The sequence below is a fragment of the Cytobacillus sp. NJ13 genome (assembly GCA_030348385.1).
Lineage (GTDB): Bacteria > Bacillota > Bacilli > Bacillales > Cytobacillaceae > Cytobacillus.
In genome coordinates this window covers 3,940,378-3,954,791 of sequence record JAUCFP010000006.1, presented here as the reverse complement: position 1 = coordinate 3,954,791, position 14,414 = coordinate 3,940,378, and the positions used below count along the sequence as shown (strand labels likewise).

The 14,414-nt window shown below is 39.2% G+C and carries 10 protein-coding genes; 1 reads left to right on the top strand and 9 read right to left on the bottom strand.

The genetic code is table 11. The features are described 5' to 3' along the window. Positions 1–13 precede the first annotated feature (13 nt). The 6 genes from QUF73_19655 to QUF73_19630 all read right to left on the bottom strand — a co-directional run bounded on the left by QUF73_19655 (position 14) and on the right by QUF73_19630 (position 7,576). A complete protein-coding gene (locus tag QUF73_19655) occupies positions 14–1,231 on the bottom strand; it encodes a DegT/DnrJ/EryC1/StrS family aminotransferase (protein MDM5228346.1) in 1,218 nt (405 codons plus the stop codon). A 981-nt stretch (positions 1,232–2,212) separates the two neighbouring features. Then, on the bottom strand, positions 2,213–3,097 hold the full coding sequence (gene galU, locus QUF73_19650) for a UTP--glucose-1-phosphate uridylyltransferase GalU (protein MDM5228345.1): 885 nt from the start codon (positions 3,095–3,097) through the stop codon (positions 2,213–2,215). Between the two features lie 14 nt (positions 3,098–3,111). Then, complete coding sequence (locus QUF73_19645) at positions 3,112–4,932, bottom strand: nucleoside-diphosphate sugar epimerase/dehydratase (GenBank protein ID MDM5228344.1); 1,821 nt, start codon at positions 4,930–4,932, stop codon at positions 3,112–3,114. A 350-nt stretch (positions 4,933–5,282) separates the two neighbouring features. Continuing rightward, the gene (locus tag QUF73_19640) at positions 5,283–6,044 is read right to left on the bottom strand and encodes a tyrosine protein phosphatase (protein MDM5228343.1); all 762 of its coding nucleotides are present in this window, start codon (positions 6,042–6,044) and stop codon (positions 5,283–5,285) included. A 97-nt stretch (positions 6,045–6,141) separates the two neighbouring features. Continuing rightward, positions 6,142–6,813, bottom strand: a complete 672-nt coding sequence (locus QUF73_19635; protein ID MDM5228342.1) for a CpsD/CapB family tyrosine-protein kinase — start codon at positions 6,811–6,813, stop codon at positions 6,142–6,144. A 22-nt stretch (positions 6,814–6,835) separates the two neighbouring features. Further along, a complete protein-coding gene (locus QUF73_19630) occupies positions 6,836–7,576 on the bottom strand; it encodes a Wzz/FepE/Etk N-terminal domain-containing protein (GenBank protein MDM5228341.1) in 741 nt (246 codons plus the stop codon). Positions 7,577–7,774: 198 nt separating this feature from the next. Here QUF73_19630 and QUF73_19625 point away from each other — a divergent pair, with 198 nt between their 5' ends. After that, a complete protein-coding gene (locus tag QUF73_19625) occupies positions 7,775–8,587 on the top strand; it encodes an SGNH/GDSL hydrolase family protein (GenBank protein ID MDM5228340.1) in 813 nt (270 codons plus the stop codon). Between the two features lie 41 nt (positions 8,588–8,628). Here the strand turns inward: QUF73_19625 and QUF73_19620 are convergent, their stop codons facing one another. The 3 genes from QUF73_19620 to QUF73_19610 all read right to left on the bottom strand — a co-directional run bounded on the left by QUF73_19620 (position 8,629) and on the right by QUF73_19610 (position 14,332). Next, entirely contained in the window at positions 8,629–10,050 is a 1,422-nt protein-coding gene (locus tag QUF73_19620; protein MDM5228339.1) for a cell wall-binding repeat-containing protein, read from the bottom strand. Positions 10,051–10,163: 113 nt separating this feature from the next. Continuing rightward, on the bottom strand, positions 10,164–10,382 hold the full coding sequence (locus QUF73_19615; GenBank protein ID MDM5228338.1) for a hypothetical protein: 219 nt from the start codon (positions 10,380–10,382) through the stop codon (positions 10,164–10,166). A 71-nt stretch (positions 10,383–10,453) separates the two neighbouring features. After that, entirely contained in the window at positions 10,454–14,332 is a 3,879-nt protein-coding gene (locus tag QUF73_19610) for a leucine-rich repeat domain-containing protein (protein MDM5228337.1), read from the bottom strand. Positions 14,333–14,414 lie beyond the last annotated feature (82 nt).

Here is a 14,414-nt window from a genome sequence, read left to right as displayed (position 1 = left end):
CTTGTAACCCACCTTAAACTTCATTTAATACTTTTTTTAGATTCTCAACAACATATTCCACATCCCCATCACTCAATAAAGTATGAAGTGGAAGTGTAATTTCATTAACATACTGCTTATAAGCATTTGGATAATCCTTAATATCAAATCCTAAATTCTTATAAGCCGTAAACATAGGCAATGGCTTATAGTGAACGTTACATGCAACACCTGCTTCAGCCATTTTAATGATAATTTCATTTCTCTTCTCTTTATTAATTTCAGGTATTCTCAATAAGTACAGGTGACCTGAAGAAGAAGACTCTTCGCAGTAATGCTGCAAGCTTTTAATACCTAAAGGTAAAAGCGCTCTATCATACATTTCAATAATCTCTCTACGTCTTTCCAACAATCCTTCATATCTATCTAATTGTATTAAACCAATACTAGCCATAATATCTGTCATATTACATTTATAGGCAGGATAAACAATATCATATTCCCATGCACCTTTTTGAGCTTTTGCAAGTGCATCTTTTGATTGACCATGAAGACTATACAGCATGAACTGCTTATAAAGCCAATCATCGTCTAAACCTTGACCATTGCGCCATACGACAGCTCCACCTTCAGCAGTTGTAAAATTCTTTACAGCATGGAAAGAGAAGCAAGTAAAATCTGCAACTTGCCCACATTTCATCCCTTTTCTCCCTGCTCCAAAAGCATGTGCAGCATCCGTCATAACAACTACTCTATTAATTAACCACTGCAGTTCATTGTTTGGTCTGAATAGGGCTTTCTTATTTCCTACTATTTCAAAGATAGTATCGTAGTCACACATCTTCCCTGCTATATCTACTGGAATTATCACTTTAGTCTTCTCTGTTATTGCATCTGCTAGTTTAGAGTAATCCATTTCAAAAGAGTCTGGTGCAGTATCAACTAATACTATTTTAGCCCCAACATGCTCTATAACTGATGCAGATGCAGTATATGTGTATGCTGAAGTGATAACTTCATCACCAGGTCCGACACCTAAAATACGAAGTGTAAGTTCCATAGCAGCAGTTGCAGAATTTAGACAAACACACTTGTTTGTACCGACGAATTCAGCTATTCTTTTTTCTAGCTCTTTAGTTCTTGGTCCAGTTGTAATCCAACCTGACTTCATTGCTTTTATTACTTCTTCAATCTCCGCATCAGTAATATCTGGTGGAGAAAAGGGTATATTTCTTAATTCGGTATCAATCATTTTAATTAGCCTCGCTTTATTCAAATTTTTATCAAAGTTTATTATTTAGTTTGCTAGGACTTAATTGGAATCAATAAATCTCTCTGTCCAACCAACTACTAGCCTACTAAATATCAATTTACTTCTCATAGCTACCTCGCATTTTATATTCAATATACGAAATAGATAAAAATCAATATGCTGTATGTCAAATTGTTAAAAATAACATTTTCAATACTATATATTGTGATTTATTTTGCTATTTTGATAGTCACCTCGTAATATCTATTCAATCTCCGCGCAAATACGAAACAGGTATTCACCATAACATCACTCTAAACCGAGTTTCTTCATAATATAAAACATTCAATCAATCTATAATTCTCACTAAAAATGCCTCAAACCCTTATCCTGCAAGGTTTCTGGCACTTAATCTAACTACTATTACTTTGTTCCCTCCAACCATTCAATAAAAATTAGCCCAACCCCACGCTCCTGGTCACCCAGCTGAAATTGATCATATTTCCTCACAAACAACCCGCCTAGAATTTTCAATAATTCTTCCAATTGATAAGACAGCAATAGTCGCAAGAATACCTAAAAAAGCAGCAACCACCAGTAGCTCTATTAAAGTAACCCTTTCGAAGTAATCAATATCCCTCCTGAAAAATATAGTAAGACCAAAACGAATGCATGTTTATACCCCTAAATCACTCTCTAACTATCTTCTTCACCCAACCGAACAAAGAGCTCGAAGAACATTCCAAAGTTTATAGATAGAATCCAATAAAATCATACTCAGGACATCCAACCCAACCCCACCTCACGCCACACTCCCGACAACCCATCGTGTCTAAGGTATTCCACCCACAGCATAACCGAGTGCCTTCTTTGATAAAGGCAAGAAGACATCACCTCTATGCAAAAATATAAAAACTCTAGATACACCGATGAAAAAGGCATATCTAGAATTTCGCATAATCATCTTGAATTTATTTCTGCTTAACTCTCAATGATTTTTAACTCACTAAGCCTTTCATCCATAAAACGTACCAATTCGTCCCTTAAAGTCTCATCTTTCAAAGCCATCTCAATCGTCGTCTTTATAAACCCAAACTTCTCTCCAACATCATAACGAACACCTTCAAAGTCATAAGCAAACACACGCTGGATCTGGTTTAGCTTCTGAATTGCATCCGTCAACTGCACTTCCCCTCCAGCACCTAACTCTTGCTGTTCAAGAAACATGAATATTTCCGGAGTCAAAATATAACGCCCCATGATTGCGAGGTTGGAAGGAGCAGTACCCTGCTTTGGCTTCTCAACAAAGTGATTCACCTGGTACCTCCGTCCACTTTGATCGGAAGGATCAATAATCCCATATCTATGAGTCTCCTCAGGTGATACAGTCTGTACCCCAATAACAGAGGAGAGCGTCCTATCATACTCATCCATCAGTTGCCGCAAACAAGGAGTATCACTCTGAACAATATCATCCCCAAGCAACACTGCAAACGGCTCGTCCCCAATAAACTTCCTTGCACACCACACCGCATGCCCAAGTCCCTTAGGCTCTTTTTGCCTGATATAATGAATATCAACTTTAGAAGGCTCTTTTACCTTTTCTAGTAAATCAAACTTTTGCTTTTGAATTAGGTTTTCTTCAAGCTCAAATGAGTAATCAAAATGATCCTCAATTGCTCGCTTCCCTTTACCCGTAACAATAATAATATCCTCAATCCCTGATGCCACAGCCTCTTCCACAATGTATTGAATAGTCGGCTTATCAACAATCGGCAGCATTTCCTTTGGCATCGCCTTTGTGGCCGGCAGGAATCTTGTTCCTAACCCGGCAGCAGGAATAATCGCTTTACGTACTTTTTTCACTTTAATTTCCTCCTCTATTTAGCCAATGAAAGTATTTTATTCTCTTTCCTATTAGCCAAATTCAACACAAACTCACTAACCTCATTGGTAGACATACTACCAAACCGCTCGATCAAATATTGTACTTCTTCTTCCTGCTCCAACACAGCCTTCCCAATAAAGATCTTTGGAAACACCGCTTCCTTATGAACTTCATTTTCTCCAAGCAGTTCCTCATACATTTTTTCTCCCGGACGTATTCCTGAGTAATTAATACCAACTTCATCTACATTATATCCAGACAACTGGATCAAATTTTTGGCAAGGTCTACAATCTTAACCGGCTCACCCATATCTAGAACAAAAATTTCTCCACCGCGTGCCAACGCACCCGCTTGCATAACTAGTCGTGATGCCTCTGGAATCGTCATAAAATAACGAGTCATATCCGGATGTGTAACAGTGACTGGTCCACCAGCCTGAATCTGCTTTTTAAAAAGAGGAATCACACTCCCTCGGCTTCCAAGAACATTCCCAAACCTTACTGCAACAAACTTCGTAGTACTATGCTTGTCCAACTCCTGAATAACCATCTCCGCAATACGCTTTGTTGAGCCCATCACATTTGTTGGGTTTACTGCTTTATCAGAAGAAACAAGAACGAAAGTTCCAACTCCAAATGTGTCTGATGCCTCCGCTACATTCTTTGTCCCCAGCACATTATTTTTCACGGCCTCTTTCGGGTTATATTCCATTAAGGGCACATGTTTATGAGCAGCTGCATGGTATACAACATCCGGCTTATGAGTTTCCAATACATCAAAGATCCGGTGCCTGTCCTGTATATCTGCGATAACCGGCACAATTTTAATATCTTCTTTATACTTATTCTTTAATTCCATATCAATCTGGTAAATAGAGTTCTCACCATGCCCCAACAGCAAAAGTTTTTTCGGTTGGAACTTGCATACCTGACGGCAGATTTCCGATCCAATCGATCCTCCTGCTCCCGTAACCAGAATTGTTTTCCCTGTAAGTTTTTTCGAGATGCTCTCAATATCCAACTCAACAGGCTCACGTCCTAAAAGATCCTCTACCTGCACATCACGGAACTGATTAACCGAAACGTTGCCGAGCATAACATCCTCGATTTTAGGCATAATCACTGTCTTGGCTTTTGTTCCAGAACATTCTTCAAAAATGCGTTTCATATCTTCCTTATTTAAAGAAGGGATGGCAATGACGATTCTATCTATATTTAATGTCTCAACTGTCTTTGCGATACTTTTAGATTCTCCCGCTACGGGTAGACCAAGTATATGTAATTTATACTTTTTCGGGTCATCATCGACAAACGCAACCGGTATAATTTCAGTGTCTCTGTTTTTCAGAAGCTGTCTCGCAAGCATTGTTCCTGCCGCACCTGCTCCTACAATTAAAGCACGTTTGTGGCTTGTATTCGATTTAATATACCGATCCCGGTAAACTCGCCAGGAAAAACGGGAACCACCGATTAACAAAATATGCATCATCCATGCAAGCATTAAAGCCCTAAAATATATATCTCCAACTAAAAGCTGCTGCATAATCCCTGTTGTCATAATCGACAAGCTAACTGCCTTGGCAATCGCCACGAGCTCTCCAACACTTGCATACTCCCATGCTTTATTATACAGCTTGTAGACAGATGCAAAAAAATGATGGCTTAGTAGCAGTGCAACCGAGCAAACCAGCAACGTTTCAGACTTTAGTATCTGAAGCGTTGGGTGAAGAGTAAGTACACTTACATAAATGGCCGACAAAACAATTAATGAATCCAATAAAACCAAAAATGTCAATCGCTTTTTATATGTCAATCCCAATTCCTCCAATACTTGGATTTAAATAAAAGCATAATCTAAAAAAAACGTCCAAACATGAATAAATATCTAATGGTAAAGCAGGAATATTCCTGTTCTAGCATTAGATATCTAGTATTTTTTTTAAAGTACCCTTTTAATTTTAATAATGAAAGCGAATACTTTAGTGTTTTATTAATTTAACTTGAATTTCGGGCATCTAACCCGACCTCACACCATGCTATCGACGACTATTGCGTCTAAGGTATAACCTCTACCCACAGCACGGCCGAGTGTCTCCAATGGTATCGGATTAGGAGACATTACCGGTCATTAATTTGACATTGCTTATTTCTTAGTTTAAATAATTAAAAGATTCCAAAAAATTTCTTGCGTTTGATTTTCTCAGGTATTTCTTTATAAATATTTTGATTTTGAACTAGAAGCTCCGCATTCTCCGTAAACATGTAAACCATGTCTACTCCATACTGAGTTTCTATTTCATCCAAAGCTTCTGACATTTTAAATGTCCTGTTCTTTATGTTATGTGCATCAGAAGCAATAAAGTGAGTTAAGTTCGCTTCTATTAATTGATGTGAGAATTTCTTTATGTTTTTCCCAAAATAGCCACATAAGCTGGATGCTGTTACTTGAGTCAGTGCCCCTTTTTCCACGAATTGATATAGGAGGTCTGACTGCTCCAGTAATTGTTTGTTTCGTTCCGGGTGTACAATAACCGGAATTAAACCTTGCAGCTGAATATCAAATAGAAGTCTTTCAGCATATCTTGGTACGTGGTTGGATGGAAATTCAATAAATAGATATTGAGATTCACATAATGGAAGAATCGTTCCCTTTTCCAAATCTTCTAAAAGCTCACCATAAATTCTTACTTCTTGTCCTGAAAGTATTGTTAAAGGGATTGCTTCCTCTTTAAGTCTTATGTTTAATTCGTTTACTTTCGAAAGAATCTCTAGTTTTTCGTTCTGATAAGAAGAGTTATGGTGAGGGGTAGCGATGATAGAGGTAATGCCCTCTTTGACTGCTTCCTTTGCCATTTCCAGGCTTTCTTCCATGGTTTGTGCCCCGTCATCCACACCAGGCAAAATATGACAATGGATATCTATCATACCTCTATCCCTCCCGTTTTTTTGTCAGTTTTTTAGTTCTTTTGTAATGGTAACATGTTGCTTTAATACCGTAAAGAGTAAAAAAAGTCGAAATTTGTCAGTTAGCTCCGTAATAATAATAATGCTGATTTTCTTTCATTTTCTTATTATTTAAAACGACACCTAACAGTTTTCCTTGAGCACCCGTTAACAACTCTTTCGTTTTGATTAACTGATCTTTTTCTGCTTTTCCGCTGCCTGCAACAATAATTGTTCCCTGGCATTTGTTTGATAGTATTTGTGCATCAGTTACTGCCAAAACAGGCGGTGTATCGAATAGGATAATATCAAATTCTTCCAAAGCAGCCTTCATAAAATAATCCATCGCTCTTGATCCCAACAATTCTGATGGGTTAGGCGGAATTGGACCGCTTGGAAGTATGAATAAATTCTTCACATCAATCGCTTTAACAGATTCCATAAGCGGAAGCTGGCTTGTTAGTACACTGGTTAATCCTGATGTATTCAATACATTAAAGGTATAGTGAACTGTTGGCTTTCTTAAATCCGCATCAACCAGCAGTACCTTTTTACCTTGCTGTGCAAATACAACTGCCAGGTTTGCCGTTGTTGTTGATTTTCCTTCACCAGGACCTGAAGAAGTCACCATAATAGTTCTAATTTCTTCATCTATAGAAGAAAATTGTATATTTGTTCTGATTGTGCGGTATTGCTCAGACACAGGTGATTTTGGATCGTTCTTTGTGATGAGCTTACGCTTATGCTCCATCGCCATCTTTTTCACTGCTTTTTTAAGAGCCAATCGTCTCACCCCTTAATCTTGAGCTTCTTTCTGAACGGCTTGGGCTTTCATTTGTTTCTTCAATCGTTGCAATGACCCCAAGAACCGGAAGACCTACTGCTTTTTCGATATCCTGCTCATCTTTGATAGTGTTATCTAAGTATTCTAATAGAAAGGCAATTCCGACACCTGCCATCAAACCTACAACCATTGCGATTGCAATATTAAGAAGCGGCTGAGGCTTAACAGGTGAAGGGTTTTCCCCTAATTCAGCTTTAGCAAGGATCGTTACATTGTTTACGTTCATAATATTTACAATTTCTTTTTGGAAAACTTCTGCTGTTTTATTGGCAATATCCGCGGCCATTTGTGGGTCTTCATCCTGCACTGAGATTGTAACAACCTGTGAATTTTGCTCACTTTGAACGGTTATTTTTTCATTCAATGCACCTGTAGTGATATCAAGGTCTAATTCCTTTTTGACTAATTCAAGAATGGCTGCACTTTTAATAATGACGTTATATGTGTTAATTAACTGCAGGTTGGTTTGGACTTCACCGGCAGTATATACTCCTTGTTCATCTTTCGACTGGTTAACAAGAATCTGTGTTGAAGATTGATATATCGGTGTTAATAAGAAATAACTGACTATCCCGCTGATCATGACTGCGACAATGGTTATGGCTATAATAAGAGAAAATCTCTTTTTCAATGTCTGGAATAGTTCTTTAAGACTAATTGTTTCCTCCATGATATCCTCCTAGTAAAATGTTTAAAACAAAAGGTATTATATCATAAAATATTGCTAAATTTGTGTTTTTTTGTCATAATTTTAATTAAAATGTAATAAATCCGTAATCCTCTTCCTATTTAACTATAAAATGTAAGATTTTGATAGATATTATTCTTATTTGGTAATTATTACATACTTTATTTTTTGGAGGCTATTATGAAGCATTTATTGATTATTATCCTTGCGATAAGCTGTGGATTGGTTCTTTTTTTAGGTAATACCCATTGGAATGAAAGAACCGGGCTTTCCAAACAGGAGCCCGTACAGGAAAGTAAAGATTCAGACCCTGATACAAAGACATCTAAAGCTGAAGCTCCGTCGAGTACTTCAAAGATCACTTTAGAAGAGTTCGAAATTCTATCCAAAAAGTGGCCTGAGTCTGCCAAAAAGCAATTTGGGTTATCCCTGCAAGAAGAAGAGCCTTTCAAAATTGTCCTTGCTGGTTCTGAAGCACTTGGCAATGGAACCAATGGCTGGGCCCAATTAACAAAGACAGAGCTTGAGAAAGCATATGGTACTGATTCATTAGAAGTAGTCATCCAAACTTTTAATGGAACCTCTATAGATTTCTCTGCTGAAAATAAAGCCAAGGAATTGGCAGCTCTAAAGCCTGATCTTATTCTATTAGAGCCCTTAACTCTAAATGATAACGGCGAGGTCCGTATTGAGGATTCTCATACCCATATATCTAATTGGATCGAAACAGTAAAAAACGAAAATCCGGAAGCCGTATTTATCATTCAGCCTCCACATCCCATCTATCAGGCAAGTTATTATCCCGTTCAGGTGGAAGAGTTAAAGAAATATGCAGAAACGAACGATATTCCTTATCTTGATCACTGGACAGCATGGCCAGATCCGCAAGGTGAAGAAATCCTTGATTACTTATCCGAAGAAGGGGATGTGCCTAACGAACAGGGACACCTACTTTGGAGCAAATTTGTAAACGAATATTTTATCAGTAAGTAAATTTAAACCACCATTGTAATCTTCAATGGTGGTTTATCATTTTAAGGAAAACAGGAAGCAGGCGTTGATGAATTCGGCAGCAGTTTAATCGGATCAACCGCATTTGACTTCGATCCATTCCATAATCCCAAATGTGTTTCAAAATGAAGATGCTGGCCGGTTACCTGGCCGGTACTGCCCATCCAGCCAATCTGCTGGCCGGTTTTGACAATCTGGCCCTTCTTGACTGATATGCTTCTTAGGTGGGCATATAACGTCTCCTGTGTGTCTCCTCTATGTCTGATCATGATTGTATTTCCGTATCCATTCATTGTGCCGGCATAGCTCACGGTACCATCGTAGGCTGCCTTGACAGGCACATCTCCTTTTTTGGCAATATCAATTCCATAATGGAAGCTTCCCCATCGGGATCCGAAACCTGATGTTAGAGTCCCATCTGCGGGCCAATTAAAAGGAGGGCAGGAATTCCCGGCTAAAAGACCATAGCCCGTTAACACCTTATCCGTTACAGCACCTGTTCCTCCTAGAACGTATACCTTTGGGTCGATTTGATTTACATAATCATAGACCGGGTCCTGGACACTCGTTGGATGGACGAGTACAATGTTTGTATTTAACTTCTTTGCTAATCCCGAGGAAGCAACCGCATCTGGATATTCAGGGTATGTTTGATTGGTGGACGTACCTCTGACAAAGATGACGTTGTCAGTATTATTATTTAAGTTTGCTGCCTCTACGCTTGTGCTGTAGCGGTTTTCGCCTGACACTCTTTGTACCTTAATGCCCTTTGCAGCAAGTGATTTTTTTAAATTCTCGCTGACTACTCCTGTTCCGCCAAAAATAATTACCTCTTTGACCGCAGGAGGAAGGGCTTTTGGCAGCGAATCCCTTTTCGCTAGATAGATAGGGATTTTATTAATAGCTGAATAGCTGGACGCAGGCAATGCATCGACAATGGTATCTCCGTTTACAAGAATGGCTTTAGTTGATGATGCCCCTGTTATGGAATTGATGGCAGCAGCCGTATCATAGCGGGTGCTTCCTTTAACCCTTTGTGTGGCAATTCCTTTGTTTCTGATTGCATTTTCCACCCCTGCGCTAATCGCACCTGTTCCGCCCAGTATGTATACTTTTGCTGCTTTCAAGCGTGACAGTTCATTTAAAGTAGCCGCGTCTATTCTATTGGGGTAGGCTAATAGAATTGGAGCATCCTTTACTCCAACCAGGCTTGCGGCCGCCAGGGCATCAGCCGGATTATCAGCCCTTGCCAGGATAACGGCTCTTTCCTGAGAAACCAGTCCCTTTGGCCAGCCCCTTTGTGATATTTTAATAGCTGTATGTATCCGGTTATCTCCCGAAATTCTTTCAAGGTTTGAATTTGCCTTTGCCTCTGGCATATCTATATTCCATAAAATTGCAAACACCGACAACAACAGGATTAAACATTGACTGATCCTTTTCATTCTTTCCCCCTATATGACATTTATCTGTATTTTTAGACTTATTCATCATAGCATTTCTTCTTATATCTAAAAATAGTAAATTATTGAAAAAGGGAAACAAAGGATCCAATCCATTAATTTTTGCTGTCGGATTTCTCCTTTATGATGGTTTTTAGTTTCTTCTCCATTTTCGTATTTTCCATTTTCAGTTTTGTATTTTCAATTCTTAGATCACTCACTTCTTTTTGCAGTTTGGCTAGTTCCTTTTCATTCATTTCAGCCTCATCCCGGCTGCTGCATCCGCTTGCAATTAGGATCAATAATATGAATGATAGTTTCATAACTTTTTTCATGATAAGTTATTTCCTTTCTATTATATTGACATAACAAAATCCCCCCAAATAAGGAGGGATCCTGCTTACTTTTATACAAGCTTCTTTCTTCTGCTGCGCCATAGCATGAGCATGGACCCTGCTAATAACAGAGTCAACCCCAGCGCCAGCATGTTATACATATTCGTCGCTGTGTTTGGAAGCTTCTTGCCTGATTTAGTGTTTTTTACAGTCTGTTTGGCTGGTTTGTTATCTTTCACGTTCTGATTTTTTGTCGGTGAGCCTGTTTTACCTTTATCTTTTTCCGGTGTTCCGCCTTTGCCGGGATCTTTACCAGGAACAGTGCCTCCATCCTCTTCCTCAGCTTCTTCCGTGCTAATCAGCAGCGAATCAAACGCAACAACTTCTCCATCCAGAATAGCCTCAATGCTAATTTCGTATTCAGTACCTTCTATTAAGCCGGTGAATTCATAGAATGATTCTTCAGGATCCAGAGTTGCCGCTAATTCTCCATCCAGATACAGGGAATACTCATCAATCCCTGAGCCTGCATATTCCCAATAAGCCTCAATCGTGTTTTCAGTTGCTGTAACATCCACGAACTTTATAGCACTGTCACTGTCTGTCTGAACGTCAGTGGAAGTATAAGAAACAACTGATTCTTCTGTATTGACCGCTTCAAGGGCTAATGTATAGGATGTTCTCGGCATTAATTCTTCAAAGGTATAACTGTTTGTTTCGACATCAACAAACTCCAGGAACTCGCCATCCAAATAGACATTATAGCCGCTCAGTTCTTCATTCCCTGTATATTCCCATGAGGCTTCAATTGCGCTATCTGATGTACTGACATCCGTGAAATTCAAATCTTCGCTCAAGGTCCACACAAAAGCAAAGCCGTAATCTATAATTTCTTCTCCAGACAATGCTTCTACCATGATTTCATATTCTTTTCCGGACTCCAATCCTTCAAACGTATAGAAAGGTTCAGAAGGATCTGTACTTCCTATTTGCTCGCCATTCAGATACAGCTTATACTCCTCAATCCCCTCTTCCCCTTCATATGTCCAGGAGACATCAATGGTATTGCTTGTTGAAGCTATGGAGTCAATATAAAGCATTCCTTCAGTAATGCTTTCGTATTCGACAAAAACCCCCTTTGCCAGCAGCTGTTCAATGATTTTCATTGCTTCGGAGCCTTCCGATAGATCGAGTCCCTCATTGTTGAATAAAGTTACATATTCTAATCTTTCAAGCTCAAGAAGTACACGAATATCACTAATCTGATTATCGTTTGCCATAAGCATGGATAAGTTTTTCAAATTCTTCAGTGGTGAGATATCGTTGAGATTGTTTCCAGCAACTGCAAGGCCCTCTAATTGGGTTAAATCTGCAGCCCACTTAAGGTTTTGCATATCTGTATAAGAAGCATCCAAATAAAGCAGCTTCATTTTAGACAGTGCTGAAAAGTCGGAAACCGGATTGCTTTCAATGGTCAGCATCATCAGGTTTGAAAGTCCTTCAAGCCCCTTAAGAGAGGTTATGTTATTGCTGCTAAGCTCCAATATTTCGAGGCTTTTCAGCCCGGATAAATCCGGAATACTTTCAATGCCGTTATTTGAGAGTGTCAAATACATTAAGCCGGATAGGTTATTTAAGCTGGAAAAATCTTTAATTCCTGTATTGGAAAGAAACAGTGCATGCAGATTAGATAATCCTGTTAACGGTTTAAGGTCTGTAATCGGATTTCCATCTAAATCCAGACTCATTAAGTGTGTTAGGCCGCCTAATGGGGATAAGTCTTTGATGTTATTATCCCAAAGAGACAGTTCCTCCAGATTGACCGCTTTCTCCAGGCCGGATAGGTCCTTAATTCCAGCGGATGATAAGTCTATCGAAATCAGCGAGAGCATGTCACTTTCCTGGATATCACGATCCAGCCCAAGCCGCTCCTTCAATGCCTTTTCCAGCTTCTTATCCGTGAAATGAATAACCTCTCCACTTGGCAGCTGTGCTGTTTTTACAGTCAACGCTGCCTTTCCGATTAATTTCCCTTCCTGATAAGCTTTTACTTTAAAGCTATACTCTGTCTCCGGCTTCAGGCCAGTCAAAATTTCTGAGTTTGTTTCGCCTGATATTTCTTTTTCCACACCGTCCACAGAAAGCACATATTGATCAGGATAGGAGTAATCATCCTCTTCCTCTGTCCAATAGTCCCAGGAGATTCCGATTTTCGATTCATTCACAAAATCAGTATAGATTTCCATATTCACATTCTCGTCAAAATCGTAATTCACTTCCACACCTTTTGAACGCAGATACTCAAGTGCCTCTATTGATGGAGCATGGTCCTCAATCTGAAGGTTTCCATAAAGATAAACCGTTTGAAGACTTGGAAGTTCTTTTAAGAAAGTAAAGTCTTCAAATCCTGTGTAAGATACATCCAGGTTGGCTAACTTCATCAGATTCTTAATAATGGAAGAATCTGAAACAGGGTTATCGCCAATATCCAGGATGACAAGCTTTGTTAGATTCTTAAGAGGAGTTAAATCCTCTACTCTGTTATCAAAAATAACCAGATGGTCCAAATTCACGGCATGCTCCAAACCATCAAGTGTTTCAATTTCCATTCCCGGAGCAAAGAGAGCCGTTAATCTTTCCATGTCACTCGTGTAAAGTTCTCGATCAAGGCCAAGCTCTTCCTTGATGGCTGCTTCAAGATTAGAGTCCGGTATTTTCACCTTTTCTCCCAGCGGAGAAGGCAGCGTTTTAAAGGAATATTCATTTTCTGCCACAACACTTCCGGCACTTAAAGCGCTTACTTTAATATTGTAGGAGGTTGATGGCTTCAGCCCCGTTAATTGGTGTTCATATACATCACCATCTACTGTGGCAATGATTTCCCCGTTAACAGTTAAAGTGTATTTGTCTACTTTTCCTGACCCGTACATCCCCCATGAAACTTGGGCAGAGGATTCGGTAATCCGATAGACATTTAAAAGAAACGATTTACTGTCATCCAAAACCTCAATCTGAGTACCTCTAAGGGATAAATCCCTTAGAACTTCTGATAGACCTAGGTCCATCTTCAGATTCCCTATTTGAACTCTTTCCAGAAGCGGAAGCATTAGCAGACTATCAATATTCTCCAAAGGCAATGAATTTAGTTTTAATTCAGTGAGGTTTGTTAAGTTCTCAAGGACGCTTATAACTGATATAGATACATCTTCAATTATTAAATGCTGCAGATTAACTGCAAGCTCTAATCCTTTTAAACTATCAACATCTCCAAATCGGTCATTTACATTCAGAAAAGTTAACTTTTCCAGATCTTCTTTTAAAAGGGCGCCTTCTGGTTTAGGAAGCTGCTCGCGGATGATTTTCTCAAGATTAGGGTTATCCAGGATAACCTCTTCAGCATTAATAGCAGCTGGTTCTTCGGCTGGAACGGAACCCTGTTCAGACGCCGGCTGCTCCTGGCTGCCTTCTGAAGGCTTGGCAGCTTCAGCTCTTTCTTCTGTTGCCTGTTCCGCAGGCTCTTTACTTTCTTCTTGTGAGGATTGGTTGTCCTCTATGTATACCGATACTGTTTTTGCAGCACTTGTTAACTCCACATCACCCTGTTGGCACTTAATAGAGTAAACATATACCTGCTCTTCTGCTGCAGCCTGGTCCATATACTCATATGTTTTAATGACATTTTCCCCCAGGGTTTCATTGGATATCAAAGTTGGCTCGACATCCAGGATTTCATCGTTTTTAATAATCTTATAGGTTTCCGGGCTTTGATCCTGGACAGATAATATTGTTTTCCAGGTTAACGATACCTTTCCATCCTCCACCACAGGGTCCGCCAAATCAATCATGGCAGCTGCAGTTGTCAGTCCATGTGTCTGTGAAATTGGACTAAAAAGGGAGAAAATAATCCCCATAACCACTGCAATGTTAAACCAGCTTTTTCTTTTCTTCATTCGCTTGCTCCTTCTTGGAAATTAATAGTTAATATTTACTAGAATTTGCTAGAATTATACAATTAAGATAATTATAATGGTA